The organism is Sphingomonas sp. P3_C5 (genome assembly GCF_056402635.1).
This window is the reverse complement of sequence record NZ_JBFUHA010000001.1, coordinates 979444-994155: the sequence shown is the minus strand read 5'-3', so window position 1 is coordinate 994155 and position 14712 is coordinate 979444. Positions and strand designations below refer to the sequence as shown.

General features: G+C 64.1%; 16 protein-coding genes. 7 read left to right on the top strand and 9 right to left on the bottom strand.

The features are described from left to right. Window positions 1–28 precede the first annotated feature (28 nt). Together AC1DVS_RS04835 and AC1DVS_RS04830 are read right to left on the bottom strand one after the other, a co-directional pair. A complete protein-coding gene (locus tag AC1DVS_RS04835) occupies window positions 29–1792 on the bottom strand; it encodes a vWA domain-containing protein (RefSeq protein WP_478020724.1) in 1764 nt (587 codons plus the stop codon). Window positions 1793–2147: 355 nt separating this feature from the next. Continuing rightward, a complete protein-coding gene (locus AC1DVS_RS04830; protein WP_478020722.1) occupies window positions 2148–2657 on the bottom strand; it encodes an RNA polymerase sigma factor in 510 nt (169 codons plus the stop codon). Between the two features lie 3 nt (window positions 2658–2660). On the opposite strand from AC1DVS_RS04830, the gene AC1DVS_RS04825 reads away from it, so the two are divergent. The 7 genes from AC1DVS_RS04825 (at window position 2661) to AC1DVS_RS04795 (ending at window position 10039) form a co-directional block, all read left to right on the top strand. Then, window positions 2661–2849 (top strand): hypothetical protein, encoded by a 189-nt coding sequence (locus AC1DVS_RS04825; RefSeq protein ID WP_478020720.1) that lies wholly within the window; start codon window positions 2661–2663, stop codon window positions 2847–2849. Window positions 2850–2878: 29 nt separating this feature from the next. Further along, complete coding sequence (locus AC1DVS_RS04820) at window positions 2879–3220, top strand: hypothetical protein (RefSeq protein WP_478020718.1); 342 nt, start codon at window positions 2879–2881, stop codon at window positions 3218–3220. A gap of 211 nt (window positions 3221–3431) precedes the next feature. Further along, entirely contained in the window at window positions 3432–4307 is an 876-nt protein-coding gene (gene lepB / locus AC1DVS_RS04815; protein ID WP_478020716.1) for a signal peptidase I, read from the top strand. 595 nt (window positions 4308–4902) lie between these two features. Next, window positions 4903–6810: a M61 family metallopeptidase gene (locus tag AC1DVS_RS04810; protein WP_478020715.1), complete on the top strand. Its 1908-nt coding sequence runs from the start codon at window positions 4903–4905 to the stop codon at window positions 6808–6810. A gap of 66 nt (window positions 6811–6876) precedes the next feature. Further along, on the top strand, window positions 6877–8778 hold the full coding sequence (locus AC1DVS_RS04805; protein ID WP_478021263.1) for a M61 family metallopeptidase: 1902 nt from the start codon (window positions 6877–6879) through the stop codon (window positions 8776–8778). An 8-nt stretch (window positions 8779–8786) separates the two neighbouring features. Continuing rightward, complete coding sequence (gene ppa / locus AC1DVS_RS04800) at window positions 8787–9326, top strand: inorganic diphosphatase (protein ID WP_478020713.1); 540 nt, start codon at window positions 8787–8789, stop codon at window positions 9324–9326. Then, window positions 9323–10039 carry a hypothetical protein gene (locus tag AC1DVS_RS04795; protein WP_478020711.1) on the top strand — a complete coding sequence of 239 codons (717 nt, stop codon included), beginning with the start codon at window positions 9323–9325 and terminating at the stop codon, window positions 10037–10039. Before ppa ends, AC1DVS_RS04795 begins: the two co-directional genes overlap by 4 nt. Here AC1DVS_RS04795 and AC1DVS_RS04790 read toward each other — a convergent pair. From AC1DVS_RS04790 to ispG, 7 genes are all read right to left on the bottom strand, one after another. Then, window positions 9960–10322, bottom strand: a complete 363-nt coding sequence (locus AC1DVS_RS04790; RefSeq protein ID WP_478020709.1) for a TfoX/Sxy family protein — start codon at window positions 10320–10322, stop codon at window positions 9960–9962. The genes AC1DVS_RS04795 and AC1DVS_RS04790 overlap by 80 nt on opposite strands. A 12-nt stretch (window positions 10323–10334) precedes the next feature. Beyond that, a complete protein-coding gene (locus AC1DVS_RS04785; protein ID WP_478020707.1) occupies window positions 10335–10655 on the bottom strand; it encodes a DMT family transporter in 321 nt (106 codons plus the stop codon). Then, window positions 10655–11137, bottom strand: a complete 483-nt coding sequence (locus AC1DVS_RS04780; protein ID WP_478020705.1) for an N-acetyltransferase family protein — start codon at window positions 11135–11137, stop codon at window positions 10655–10657. Before AC1DVS_RS04780 ends, AC1DVS_RS04785 begins: the two co-directional genes overlap by 1 nt. Continuing rightward, window positions 11134–12024, bottom strand: coding sequence for a DMT family transporter (locus AC1DVS_RS04775; protein ID WP_478020704.1), 891 nt, complete (start codon window positions 12022–12024; stop codon window positions 11134–11136). The genes AC1DVS_RS04780 and AC1DVS_RS04775 overlap by 4 nt, the downstream gene beginning before the upstream one ends. 60 nt (window positions 12025–12084) lie before the next feature. Then, entirely contained in the window at window positions 12085–12558 is a 474-nt protein-coding gene (locus AC1DVS_RS04770; RefSeq protein ID WP_478020702.1) for a retropepsin-like aspartic protease family protein, read from the bottom strand. 78 nt (window positions 12559–12636) lie between these two features. Next, window positions 12637–13551, bottom strand: a complete 915-nt coding sequence (locus AC1DVS_RS04765; protein WP_478020701.1) for a hypothetical protein — start codon at window positions 13549–13551, stop codon at window positions 12637–12639. Between the two features lie 24 nt (window positions 13552–13575). Beyond that, the gene (ispG, locus tag AC1DVS_RS04760; protein ID WP_478020700.1) at window positions 13576–14694 is read right to left on the bottom strand and encodes a flavodoxin-dependent (E)-4-hydroxy-3-methylbut-2-enyl-diphosphate synthase; all 1119 of its coding nucleotides are present in this window, start codon (window positions 14692–14694) and stop codon (window positions 13576–13578) included. Window positions 14695–14712 lie beyond the last annotated feature (18 nt).

Below are 14712 nucleotides of genomic sequence, written 5' to 3'. Positions count from 1 at the left end.
CATCACCCTGCCGCCGCACCCGCTGCCTCTAACGATCGAGCCGGGCGAGCGCTCCCGCCGACTTCGCCGCGCGAACGAGCCTGACGAATTCGGAGCGATAGCCAAAGCCATCCTCGCCCCGCGCTCCGAGGGCCACCCGCAGCACATCGTCATAGGTCATCGATCCGCTGTACTTGCCGCCGCGCAACAGCTCGGCAAAGGCCGCGACGCCGGTCGCGAAACGCGCGTCCTGCGGCGCATCGTCGAAGCTTCGGGCTTCCGACGTCCGGTCGATCGGGGTCGAGATCAACCGGCTGGTGTCCGATTTCGGCAGCTTGTAGCGGATCTTCACAAAGCCATATTCGCGGCCTTGCGGAGCCACCGGCTGGGAAGGCCGCGAATAGCGCAGGTCGCCGATCGCACGCGGACCGCCGACCGGCACAACCTCGTAGAGCGCGGTCACGGTCTGACCCGAACCGACATCACCCGCGTCGACCTTGTCATTCTCGAAATCCTCGCGGTTCAGCATCCGGGTCTCATAGCCGATCAGCCGATATTCGGAGACGGTCGCCGGGTTGAACTCGACCTGGATCTTCACGTCCTTGGCGATCGGGAACAGAGTCGAGCTCGCTTCGTCGACCAGAGTCTTTCTTGCCTCGCCGATCGTGTCGATATAGGCGGCGGTGCCGTTGCCGTTCTGCGCCAGCGTCTGCATCAGCGCGTCATTGTAATTGCCCATGCCGAAGCCGAGCACGGAGAGGAACACGCCCTTGCCGCGCTCGCGCTCGATATAGCCCTTGAGCTCGTCCTGGTTGGTGATGCCGATATTGAAATCGCCGTCGGTCGCCAGGATGACGCGGTTGACGCCCTCGCGATCGAGATTCCGCTCGGCCAGCGCATAGGCCTGGCGAATACCTTCGGCGCCCGCGGTGCCGCCGCCGGCGCCGAGCCCGTCGATCACCGCCAGGATCTTCTCCTTCTCGCTTGCCCGCGTCGGCGGCAGCGCAGTGCCCGCGTAACCGGCATAAGTGACGATCGAGACGCGGTCACTTCCGTCCAGCTGGTTGACCAGCATCGACAGCGACTGTTTCACCAAAGGGAGCTTGTTGGGCTCGTTCATCGAGCCCGAGGTGTCGATCAGGAAAACCAGATTGGCCCGCGGCCGGGTCGCGTGCTGAATCGCATAGCCCTTGATGCCGATCCGGACGAGCTTGCGGCCCGCCGTCCAGGGGCTCGGGAACACAGCGACATTGGTGCTGAACGGCTGCTCGGCGGACCGCGGTGCTGCGTAATTATAAGGGAAATAATTGACCAGCTCCTCAGTCCGCACCGCGGCCGGCTGCGGCAGGACATTGCGGTTGAGCGAGGCGCGAACGAACGAATAGGAGGCGGTGTCGACATCGATCGAGAAGGTCGAAACCGGCTCCTCCCGAACGGCCTTGAATATGTTCTGCGAGACCGCGGTGAACTTGTCGCGCCCGACATCATGATAGGGCGGCGGCATGACGGGGCCGGGCTCGAGATTGCCGGCAAAGCGCGAGGCCGCCATCATCTTGTCGGCCGTCATGCCCGGCGGCGGCGCGGAAGGCGAGGCAAATGCCTCTTCCCCGGCTCGCCCGTCATCGAGCTCGGCGCGCAGCGCGTCGCGGCGTTCCGCGGTCACCACAAGGTCGGAAGGCGCCGCCTGTGGCTGGTCCGATGCGGTTGCCGGGGCCTTGCGGTTGCCGGTTTCGCTGCAAGCCACGACAAGCACGGTGACCAGCCCGGCGACGAGGGCGTGACGCAGGTGGAGCGAAGAGGGTAAACGGGGCATAGAATTCTCCCAGATGGCAGCGGCGCGCAATCGTCCGCATGACACTGGGACGCGGCGGCTCGGGGAATCCTTGGGTCCGGCCGAAAATTATTTTCGGGCGGAATCATTTCCCACGACTGACCGATGGATAGGGGTTGCCGCCTGGCGTTTGAATTGAGCGGGTGAGTCGCTGGACATTGGACGTGTTGCCGTGCCCGGAGGAGGTCAGTGGCGGCTCATAGCCGCGGGTGGCGTGTTGGAAATGTCATGCGGACGCTGACATTTCCACCTATGTGATCTATGAGTAGTTATTACATAAATTCAATTATTTAAGCCAATATTTGCCGCGATGGCAATGTCATGCCCGCGCATTGAGTCACCCGCCGTCACCCTGCCCCGCCAGCATTCGCCTCACCTCATGCATCCGCCACGAGACAGTCGCTTCGGCGACGCCCAATATCTCTGCAGCTTCGGCATGGGTCAGCTGCTGGCCGGCGACGAGCACGGCCGCGTCGCGGTACGCCGGCTTGAGCCGGGCGATCGCGCTCTTCAGCCACATCGCATCGTGCAGGTCGCGGCCATCCGGTCCGCGCGTCAGGCCGGCAAGCACCGCCAGCCGTTCGGTAAAGCCGCTGAACGACCGGCGGCGGCGGCGATGGTCGCGACAGGCGTTGAAGACGATGCTGCACAGCCAGGTGGTGAACTTGGCATCGCCCCGAAAGCCGGCGATCTTCTCGACCAAAGTGCAGCAGACATCCTGGGCGATATCGTCGGCATCGGCACGCGATCCGGTCAGCTGCCAGGCAAGGCCATGAATCCGGTTATAGTGGCGCTCCAGCAGTGCGCCGAAGGCCTCACGATCGCCCTTGACCGCGGCGGAGAGCAACGCGTGATCCGGATCGTTCCCGATCTCCGCCCCAATGCCTGTCACGCGTCAGCGCCGGCCGCACTGCGTGCCGCGACCAGGAAGAGCCGCCGCCCCTCCGACCAGACTGTCGCCACCTCCACCACAGCCGCTCTGTGCATCATTCACACCGAGGATGCCATGGAGATGGCGGTGCGCACCAGAATAGGATAAGCCCGCGCGAAATATCGGGGAGTTTTCCGATGGCTTCCATCAAGCCACCCAAGAAGAGCGAATCGATCGAGGTAAGGCTGTCCCATGAGGCAAAAACGGCCTTTATGGAGCGATGCCGGCACGAACAGCTGACCGCCAGTGAGGCGATCAGGCTGTTCATAGACGACCGGCTCAATCCCGTTGCGAGCCCTCGCAGACGACGGGCAAGCTCATGGCGCATCGTGGTGGCGGGCGTTGCCGGAGCTGTGCTCGGCCTGGGAGTAGCCGCGCCGGCGCTGGCATGGGCCGGACAGGACAAGCGTCCCGCCTTCGACCAGCTCGACCGCAATCATGATGGTGTGCTGAACTATCAGGAATTTCGCTCGCGCTAGAGTGAGTCGGCCAGCATAAACCGAACCGTCACCCCGGACGTGTTCCGGGGTCCACCGGCCCACATTCTCTCAGCTTCGGTTCTCGGGACCCTGGCCCGGTGGATGCCGGAACACGTCCGGCATGACGGCTTGGCTTTGTCCGGACACGGTTTTCCACCGTCCGGACACGGTCTTGCTGGACCGCTGGAAGCAGCCGGCATCATCTGCCGGCATGACAGACACAGCCCCCACCGCACCGCCTCCACCAGCAGACACCAAAATCCGCTGGCTCGCCGAGATCCGCAACATCGTCGGCTTGATCCTCCTGGTGATCGGCCTTCACAGCCTGGTCGCGAAGCCGTTCTACATCCCGTCTGAATCGATGATGCCGGGCTTGCTGGTCGGCGATCGCCTCGTGGTCACCAAATATCCCTATGGGTGGTCTTATGCCTCGGCGACCTTTCATCTCCTGCCTTTCATGAAGGGACGGTTGTTCGGGCGCATGCCCGAGCGCGGCGATATCGTGATCGTGGCGCACCCTGAGAACGGCAAGGATCTGATCAAGCGCGCCATCGGCCTGCCGGGCGACGTGATCCAGCTGGTCGGCGGCAGGCTCTGGCTCAACGGCAAGCCGGTCGAAACCCGCGACATGGGCTATCGGCTGATGCCGATCGACGGCAATTTCCACTGCGATGCACACGATCCGGATCCTGAAAGAGCCTTTTGGGGATTCGCCACGGCTCGCGTCGTCGGCAAGGACGGAAAAGCCTATTGCCGCCTCCACATTCTCCGCGAGACCCTGCCCGGCGGCCGTTCCTGGGACACGCTCGATTTCGGCCGAAGCGACGAGGACGATTATCCGCCCTACACCGTCCCACCCGGCCAAATCTTCCTGCTCGGCGACAATCGGGACAATAGTGCCGACAGCCGTGTGCCGCTCGAGCTCAACGGCCTTGGCGGCGCGGTGCCGTTCGAGATGATCGGCGGCAGGGCTGAATTCATCACCTTCTCGCTGAACGGCAGCGCGACCTGGAATCCACTCACCTGGTTCTCAGCCTTCAGGCCCGATCGTGCCGGCGCGACGCTGCGGCCAGACGTATCGCGCTGAATTCCGGAATAGCTTCAGGACAGACAGGGCGCGTCACAAGATGAGGGTGCGGGCCCATCGACCGGGCCCTGGTGGCTGGCGGTCGGGGCTGGCCCTTGACGAAAGGCCGGGCGCGCACGGACATGCTTGCCTGCTCTTCAGCCTGGCTGTCCCTCTGGCGTCGCGTTCGATTCATCATTCGCCCGGTCATGTCATCACTCCGGCCATGGATTGTCCGACCATCGCCAAGCCGATTTCGTCTTCGGATTGAATCAACCTTCCGCTGTTTTCGCTGTTCCGTCCGCTGTTCGATCCTGTTTTACCGCTGTTATCCCCGCTGTTTTCCGCTGTTATGCAATAACAGCGGTATCTGCACTCAAGTCATTGATTTTTCGGAATGAAATTTTTCTGAAATCGCGCCATAACAGCGGAAGAAAAAATAAATTGCGCGGAGCAGCGGGAAACAGCGGAAAAACCGCGCGATTCGTTCCCGTGACGACACCAAATTGCATCCAGTACACCGCCACTGCCCAGCCACGTATCGCCCCTCTGGACGCAGGGTGCCTTGCTCTATTAAGCCACCGCGTTCGACCTCTTGCCGGAAGGCTTTCCCTCAATGATCCGTCGCGTCGCGCTCACCCTGCTGCTTGCCTCTGTCGCCGTTCCCACTCTCGCCGAGAATTCGAAGCCGCAGCCGGTGCCATGGGTCAACACCATCCCCGATGCACGCGACATTCCCTATCCCGGCACGATCACGCTCGACATCGACGCGACCGACACCAAGCGCGGCATCTTCACCACGAAGGAAGTGATTCCCGTCGCCGGGGCCGGCGAGATGGTGCTGCTCTTCCCGAAATGGCTGCCGGGCACGCATTCGCCGACCGGCCAGCTCGACAAGGTCGTCGGACTGCACATCCGCGCCGGCGGCAAGGCGCTCGCCTGGACGCGCGACCCGGTCGACGTCTTCGCCTTTCACATCAATGTGCCCAGGGGCGTGAAGACGATCGACGTCGATCTGCAATTCGCCTCAGCCACCGCGGCCGATCAGGGCTCGATCGTGATGGGGCCGGATATCATGCGGCTGCAGTGGAATTCGATGAGCCTGTATCCGGCCGGCTATTTCACCCGCCAGATCCCGATCAAGGCAACAGTGAAATATCCCGATGGCTGGCACGCCTCGTCCGGCCTGCCGTCGAAATCGGTCGGCTCGGTCTACAGCTATGACAAGACCAATTACGAAATCCTGGTCGATTCGCCGGTGCTCGCCGGGCGTTACTACAAGCAATGGCCGCTCAGCCCGCGCGTCAATCTCGACGTCTATGCCGACAATGCCGCCGAACTCGCCGCCACCCCGGAGCAGATCGAACTCCACAAGAACCTCGTCACCCAGGCGGTGAAGCTGTTCGGCGCGCAGCATTACGACACCTATGAATTCCTGCTCGCCTTCTCCGACGAGATTGGCGGCGCCGGCCTCGAGCATCACCGCTCGTCCGAAGACGGCGTGAAGCCCGGCTATTTCATCAACTGGAAGGAAAGCACCGGTTCGCGCAACCTGTTGCCGCACGAATATACCCATAGCTGGGACGGCAAGTTCCGCCGCGGCGCCGATCTCTGGACGCCCGATTTCCGCACGCCGATGCGCGATTCGCTGCTCTGGGTGTATGAAGGGCAGACCCAGTTCTGGGGCTATGTCCTGCAGGCGCGCTCCGGCCTCGTCTCGAAGCAGGATACGCTCGATCAATATGCGTCGATCATGGCGACGCTCGACAATCGCCCGGCGCGCAACTGGCGCGACCTGCTCGACACCACCAATGATCCGATCATCTCGCAGCGCCGGCCCAAGGGCTGGCTGAGCAATCAGCGCTCCGAAGATTATTACAATGAAGGCCTGCTGATCTGGATGGAGGTCGATTCGATTCTGCGCAAGGAATCGGGCGGGACGAAGTCGATCGACGATTTCGCCCGCAAATTCTTCGGCCTGACCGATGGCGATTATGGCGAAGTGACCTACACCTTCGACGACGTCGTCTCGGCTCTTAACGGCATCCAGCCCTATGACTGGGCCGGCCTGCTGCACAAAAGGACGACCGAGGTCGGCGCACCCGCGCCGATCAGCGGCTTTGCCGCCAATGGCTATAAACTCATCTATACCGAGGAGCCTGCGCCCACCTTCAGGCAGAGCGAGACCACGCGCAAATTAACTGACCTGACCTATTCGATCGGCTTCGCGATCAACAAGGATGCTGCGCTCACCTCGGTCCAGTGGGATGGCCCGGCGTTCAAGGCCGGGCTCACCGTCAGCGACACGATCGTAGCAGTGAATGGCGCCGCCTATTCCGACACCGCGCTGAAGGCGGCGATCACCGCGGCCAAGACCAGCAAGGACCCGATCGTGCTGCTGGTGAAGAGCGGCAACCGGATCGAGCCGGTCAGCATCGATTATCATGGCGGCCTTCGTTATCCGCATCTCGAAAAGATCGGCACCGGAGACGGCGGGCTCGACAAGCTGCTTATGCCGAAATGACGTTCTGACTGACGCCGCCCCGGCTCTTCACGGGCCGGGGCGGCTGTGCTCGCTGGAGAATCAGTGATGAAGCCCGTTATCGTCCTCGCCCTGCTCTCGGGCACTGCTCTCCTGTCGGCGGGTGCCGCCGCACAGAGTCTGACGAGCGCCATCCCGGCAGCGGTCGATACGCCCTGGCCCGGCACGATCACCCTCGATGTCGACGCGACCAATGTCGCGCAGGGGCTGTTCACGGTGCGCGAGACGATCCCGGTCAAGAGCGGACCGCTCGTCCTGCTCTATCCCCAATGGAAGCCGGGCAATCACGCGCCTTCCGGCCAGATCAAGAATGTCGCCGGGCTGACGATCACCGCGAACGGCAAGCCGCTCGCCTGGTCGCGCGACCCGGTCGACATGTACGCCTTTCATGTCGCGGTGCCGGCGGGCGTGAAGACGATCGAGGCGCGCTTCCAGTATCTCTCGCCGGTCGATAGCAGCGACGATTACCGCGTCGTCACCGCGCCGACCTTGCTCAACCTGCAATGGGAATCGGTCTCGCTCTATCCGGCGGGCCATTATGTCCGCGGCATCCAGGTGAAGGCGAGCGCCACCTATCCGGCCGGCTGGACTGCGTTCAGCGCGCTGCGGGGCGCGAAGACCGGCAACCGCGTCTCCTATGACCAGACCCGCTACGACATCTTGGTCGACTCGCCGGTCTATGCCGGGCTCCACGCGAAGCAGATCGCGCTCGACCCCGCCGTGTCGCTCGACATCGTCGCCGACACGCCCGAGGAACTGGCGATCACCCCGGAGCAGATCGCGACGCAGAAGGCGCTCGTCGTTCAGGCCGACAAGCTGTTCGGAGCGCGGCATTTCGACCATTATGATTTCCTGCTCGCGGCATCGGACGTGCAATCGGGCGATGGGCTCGAACATCATCGCAGCTCGGAAAATACGGTCGATGGCGACTTCTTCACGGAATGGGCCGCGAATGTCGGCGACCGCTATGTCACCGCGCATGAATTCACCCATAGCTGGAACGGCAAATTCCGACGCCCCTTCGATCTCTGGACCCCCGATTACCGCACGCCGATGCAGGACAGCCTGTTATGGGTTTATGAGGGCCAGACCCAGTTCTGGGGTGACGTCCTCGCGGCGCGGTCGGGCGTGTGGAGCAAGCAGGAATATCTCGACACGCTCGCCAATGTCGCCGCCAGCTACAGCGCCGGCACGCCCGGCATGGACTGGCGGTCGCTTCAGGACACCACCAACGATCCGATCCTGACCGGGCACGGCGACACCAGCGCCTGGGGAAGCTGGTCGCGCGGCTATGACTATTACCGCAATGCGGAGCTGATCTGGCTCGAAGCCGATCAGACGATTCGCGAATTGAGCCACGGCGCGAAGGGCCTCGACGATTTCGCCGCTTTGTTCTTCGGCGTCGAACCCGGCCAATGGGATCATGAAATGACCTATCGCTTCGGCGATGTCGTCGCGGCGCTCAACCAGGTTCAGCCTTATGACTGGGCGAAATTCCTCCGCCAGCGCCTTGACGGGACAAGCCCGACGACCACCCTCGCGGGCATCGAAAAGGCCGGATACAAGCTCGTCTTCACCGAAGAACCGAGCGCCACCACCAAGCAGGCCGGGTCCAAGATCAAGGGCACCAACCTCACTTACTCGCTCGGCCTGAACGTCAATGCGAAGGGCGCGATCACCAGCGTGCTGTGGAATGGCCCCGCTTTCAAGGCCGGCCTGACGCCCCACGACACGATCGTCGGGATCAACGGCCTCGTCTGGGATGCGCCCCGGCTGCGCAGCGCGGTTACCGCCGCGAAGACCGGCAAGGACCCGATCATACTGCTGATCCAGAATCACGATCGCTTCCGCACCGTATCGATCGACTATCATGGCGGGCTGCGCTATCCGCACCTTGAGAGGACCAGCACCGGCGAAGCCGGGCTAGATCGGCTGATTTCAGCAAAATAGGTATTCCCATGCGCATCGACATGATTCCAGTCGGCGACGATCCGCCGAACAGCCTCAACGTCATCATCGAGGTTCCCGTTGGCGGCGAGCCGGTGAAGTACGAATTCGACAAGAAATCCGGCGCCCTTTTCGTGGATCGCATCCTCCACACGCCGATGCGGTACCCGGCAAATTACGGCTTTGTGCCGCACACGCTTTCGCCCGACGGCGATCCGCTCGATGCTTTGGTGATCGCGCGCTCGCCCTTCATTCCGGGCAGCGTCGTCCGGGTCCGCCCGATCGCCGTGCTCAAGCTTGAGGACGAGGCCGGCGGCGACGAGAAGCTCATCACCGTGCCGGTCGACACGACCTTCCCTTATTACACCGATGTCGGCGAGAGCTCGGATCTGCCCTCGATCGTGCTCGCGCAGATCGAGCATTTCTTCACTCACTATAAGGATCTCGAACCCCAGAAATGGGTCCGGATCGGCAGCTGGGGCAATGCCGAGGAAGCCAGGCAGATCGTCGTCGCGGCGATCGAGGCAGGCAAGGCTCACAAGCCGGAATGACAATACGGGCAGCCTGGAGATGGTGTGCGGCGATAGGGATTGTCGCCTTCACCTGCTCCGGGCTGTTCGGCCGTATCCCGGGCCTGATCGCATGCGGGCCGACTGGTGGACTCGCACCGATCGCCGCCTTCGAGTTCGCCCGCACCATCGCCGATATCGCGGCAATGTTCGGGAGCGAGCCCTGCACCTCGACCTTCGTCGCGGCGCAGAAGACCGGGCTGTTGCTTGACGGGCTTGGCTTCATCCCAAGCTATACCGGCTTTCTGATCCTCGCCGCGATCGCCGCCGGCGCGCGGGGCCGGGTGAAGACGGTCCTGATAACCATGTTCCTCGTCGCCGCGATCAGCGACGAGATCGAGGGCTTTCTGCTCAACGCGATTCTCGATCAGCTGCCGGGCACACCAACTTTGCTCGGCGCCTTGTGGTGGGCGGTCCATGTGAAGTTCGCGCTCCTCGCCTTTGGGAGTCTGGCGATCGGTGCGCTCCTCGCTCGCGGACGATTGTTCCGGCGCCTGTTCGCCGCCGCTATCGTGCCCGGCAGCCTGCTGGCGATCTTCGGTCTTATGGCAGCGCCGGGCGCCTGGATGATGACTGGATTCACGATCGCCTGGGTCGCGCTGCTGCTCGCGGCGCTTACGGCTTCTTTCGCGCCTTCGCTTTTTTCGCCGGTGCCCGCTGCCCCGCAGCCAGACCAAGCAGCGCCCAGCGCCTGAGCTCGTCGGCGTCGTCATAAACATCGTCGGGTGCACGGCGATAGTTCATTGATTCAACCCGACCCTCGCTCATTGCATAGGTGAAACGCGGGCAACCGGCGGCGTCCCATTCGGCATCGCTCACCGCATCGGATTTGAACCAGACACTGTCGTCAGCAACAATCGCGAAGATCGTGCCATCACAATAGAGCGTCGCCCCGCCCATCATCTTGCGCATTGTGACGGTGCCGACCGGCTCCATCGCTTCGGCGATCCAGTCGACAAGTCCCTGATCGAACGCCACCGCCTCTTCTCCCTAGCTTTGCGTGGTAAGCTTGAGGCCGGCGATGCAGGCAATCACCCCGAGCATCAGCAGCAATCGCGGCAGGCTCGCCGCCTCGCCATACCAGGCGATCCCGACGATCACCGTCCCCAGCGCGCCGATCCCGACCCAGACGATATAGGCAGTGCCCATCGGAATCGAGCGCGATGCCGTCTCGAGCAGCCACAACGACAGCGCGGCCGCTCCGAGAAAGCCGAGCGTCCAGGGAATGTTACGAAAGCCGTCGGCGTGGCGAAGGCAGGTGGTGAAGCCGACCTCGAACAGCCCGCCGATAGCGAGCAGCACCCATGCCATTAATCGCGCCCCGCAAGTCTGGTGAGCGCACCGCCCGAGACGCGGTTGACGATCCATTCGTCCAGCGGCTCGGCGCCCATCGCCTTGTAGAAATCGATCGCCTTCTGGTTCCAGTTGAGCACCGCCCATTCGAACCGCGAGCAGCCGCGATCGACCGCTATCGCCGCGAGGTGGCTGAGCAGCGCCTTGCCGACACCCGATCCGCGCGCCGCCGGCGTCACGTACAGATCCTCGAGATACAGGCCGCGCCAGCCGGTCCAGGTCGAGAAATTGTGGAAGAAGAGCGCCATGCCGAGCGGCTCGCCGTCCCGTTCCGCCATCACCGCCTCGGCGACCGCCCGTTCACCGAACATCGCCTCGTGGAGCAACGCCTCGGTCGCGACGACCTTGTCGGCCGCGCGCTCGAACTCGGCGAGCTCGCGCACGAAGCGCAGGATGGTCGCGACATCCTCCGGAGTCGCGAACCGCAGGACCAGACTCATATCGCCGCCTCCACATCGGATATCTGGCCGCGCCCGCGCGCGGCGATCACGCACCCTGTAATGATCAACGCAGCGCCCGCCAGCGTGAAAGGCGACACCGTCTCGCCGAATATGATGAAGCCGAACAAGGCCGCCCAGAGGAACGAGGTATATTCAGTCGGCGCGAGATAGCTGGCCTGGCCCCGGGCATAGGCCCAGGATAGCAGCAGCAGCGAGACAGTCGCCAGCGCGGCGCTGCCGATAATAGCGGGCAGATGCACCAGAGCGGGCACCTCGCCGAAGAAAGGCAGTGCGAGCGCGAACAGCACCGAGACGATCAGGCTCTGGAAAAAGGCGATCTCGATCGGCCCCGCGACCTGCGCCTGCTGTCGCATCAGGACGATGTTATAAGCATAGCAGACGGCGGACACGAGGACGGCCAGCGTACCATGCAACGCTTCCGGGCCCATCTCTGCGCGGGCCTGACCGGTGAGGATGACGCCCACGCCGACGATCGCAAGCAGCGAAGCGATGATCGCGGTCCGGCCGACATGCTCCTTGAGCAGCACCGCCGCCAGGAACAAGGCGATCAGCGGCGCGATGAAGGTGAGCGCCACCGCCTGCGCCATCGGCACCCGCGCCAGCCCCCAGAAGAAGGCGATCGCCATCACCGCCGAGACCGAGCCGCGAATCAGATGGACGCGCATCACCGATTTCGCCGGCCAGGCAGTGCGCGTCGCCACGAACAGCACGCCGCTGATCGCGACACCGGCGAAGCTCCGCCACACCAGCGCATTATAGGCACCGAGCGCGAGGCTCAGGCCCTTCATCACCGCGTCCATCGCCGAGAACACGGCGATGCCGAGCGTGGCGACGGCGAAAGCGGCAAGGGCATTCGGGCTTTTCATCAGCGCCCGATAGCCCGGCGCGGCGGCGAGGTCACGCGGAGCCCGAAGGTCCGTGCAAGCTCAGTGCAGGATCATCTTGTCGCCCTTGATCTGCACATTGCTGATGTGGCGCAGATAGGAATGACCGAGCAGCGACATGTCTGCGCCCTCCAGCACGACACCGTACACATCGGTCGCGCGCTTGCCGTCGAGCACGATCTTGCCGATCCGGACTTCCTGGCCGCGCACCGGACCACCCGCGCCCTGGCCAACGATCTGGAACTGATAGGGATCGAAATCCACATGGGCGCGCCGGGCATCCTCCTCGGTCAGCGCGACCATGTCGGCGCCGGTATCGACCACGAATCGGATCGGCTCCCCATTCACGTCGGCAACGGCGAGGAAGTGCCCGCCACCGGAACGGTCGAGCACGGTGTCCACGGGCGCGTCCTCCGCCGCCAGGGCGGCAGCGGCCGGCGCCGGGCTTTTAGCCACGGGAATGGCAAGCCCGATGGCGATGCCCGCCACGACGACCACAGTGAGTACGATCTTCATGCGCGCCACTTTAGCGCGGCACGACTTAGACCGGCGATAACGGGTATGGCGAAGAAGGTCTTAAAGAGCTCGGGCGGATTAGACCTGGAGCCTGGTCAGAGCGCAGCTTTGTGCATAGCCCATGCCGCGCTTGAGGCCCGGATAGCCGCGCACCAGCGCCGCGGTCATCGCCAGCTCGAGCCGCACGACCCGGCTCTGCATCGCCTCGATGGCGTCGCCCAAAGCCGCCGCTTCCACAGACTGGGTCGCGATCGCCTGACCGAAGCGAAAGGCGGTGCCGAGATCGCCTTCAGCGGCGCCGGCGAGCAGCATATTCACCATCTCGCGGTCGACACCGTCCGCGAGCGCCGCGCGCGCGACGATCATCGCGCAGGCACCGCAATCCTCGGCCAGAACAGCCCCGATCCGCGCAGCGTGGAACAGGGCTGGCGGCGCTTCATGGCGGTGCGAGGACGCGGGCATGAAGCCCAGGAAGCGATCGAAAGCATGGCCCGGCGCATGGGCAAGCTCAGCGATATAGTCGCCGTCCCCCATCTTGGTGAGCACCGGCAGGACGATCGCGCGGGGCAGACCCGCGGGCGTAATGCGGCTGCGCGCGATCAGCACGCCCAGCGCGACCGCGACCAGCAGAGGCGGTCCGATCACGCCGGGGGCGTCGTTCCAGAAAATGCCGGGGCCGCAAATGCCGACGCTGACTTCGTAGATATGGATGCCGGCATGCACGGCCAGCCACAGGCCTCCCGCGGCGGCACCGAGCCAGCGCCCGCGCACATCGCGCGATGCCCAACCGAGCATCAGCCCGGAGGCGAGATAGGCGGCACCGATATCGCGGACGAAATGGGCGTTGTACGGGCCGGTGAAGCGCACCGTCGGCAAGAAGCCGTACCAGGCGAGCGGGTCGACGAGCATGAACAGCCCATTGGCGAGCGCCGCCAGCGCGGCGAGCGCAATCAGCAGTTGCGCTACCCGATCGAGCGCGTCCGGCTTGCCCATCTCTCCTCCCCGGCGAGCCCGCCGTCAGGCGGCGGCGCGCGCCTCGTCGGCAGCCTCGATCTCGGCTGCCTTGTTCTCGACCAGCTTGACGATGTGTTCGATCATGTCCTCGCTCTGCACCGTGTGATCGGTGACGCCCGACAGATAGACCATATGCTTGCCGTTGCCGCCGCCGGTGAGGCCGATATCGGTCTCGCGCGCTTCGCCGGGGCCGTTGACGACGCAGCCGAGCACCGACAGCGACATCGGCGTGCGGATATGCTGGAGCCGCTCCTCCAATGCCTGGACGGTGCGGATCACATCGAAGCCCTGGCGGGCGCAGCTCGGGCAGGAAACGACGCGGACGCCGCGATTGCGGATGCCGAGCGCCTTCAGGATCTCGAAGCCGACCCGCACTTCCTCCTCCGGCTCGGCCGAGAGCGAGACGCGGATCGTGTCGCCGATGCCGTACCAGAGCAAAGAGCCGATCCCGATCGCCGACTTGACCGTGCCGCCGACGAACCCGCCCGCCTCTGTGATGCCGAGGTGCAGCGGGCAATCGACGACTTCAGCGAGCTGCTGATAGGCGGCGACCGCGAGGAACAGGTCGGATGCCTTCACCGCGACCTTGAACTCGTGGAAATCATGATCCTGCAGGATGCGGATATGGTCGAGCGCGCTCTCGACCAGCGCCTCGGGGCAGGGCTCGCCGTACTTCTCGAGCAGGTCCTTCTCCAGGCTGCCGGCGTTGACGCCGATCCGGATCGCGCAGCCATTGGCCTTGGCGGCGTTGATCACTTCCTTCACGCGCTCGGCAGAGCCGATATTGCCCGGGTTGATGCGCAGGCAGGCAGCGCCCGCATCGGCGGCTTCGAGCGCGCGCTTATAGTGGAAATGGATGTCGGCGACGATCGGCACCCGGCTGGCCCGAACGATCTGACGGAGCGCCGCGGTGCTTTCCACATCGGGGCAGGAGACGCGGATGATGTCGACCCCGGCATCCTCGCAGCGGCGGATCTGGTCGATCGTCGCCTTGGCGTCGGAGGTCGGCGTGTTGGTCATCGTCTGGACGGTGACCGGCGCATCGCCGCCAACGGGCACATTGCCGACCATGATCTGGCGACTTTGACGACGGGTAATATCGCGCCAGGGGCGAACGGACATGGGATAACCTTTCGAGTT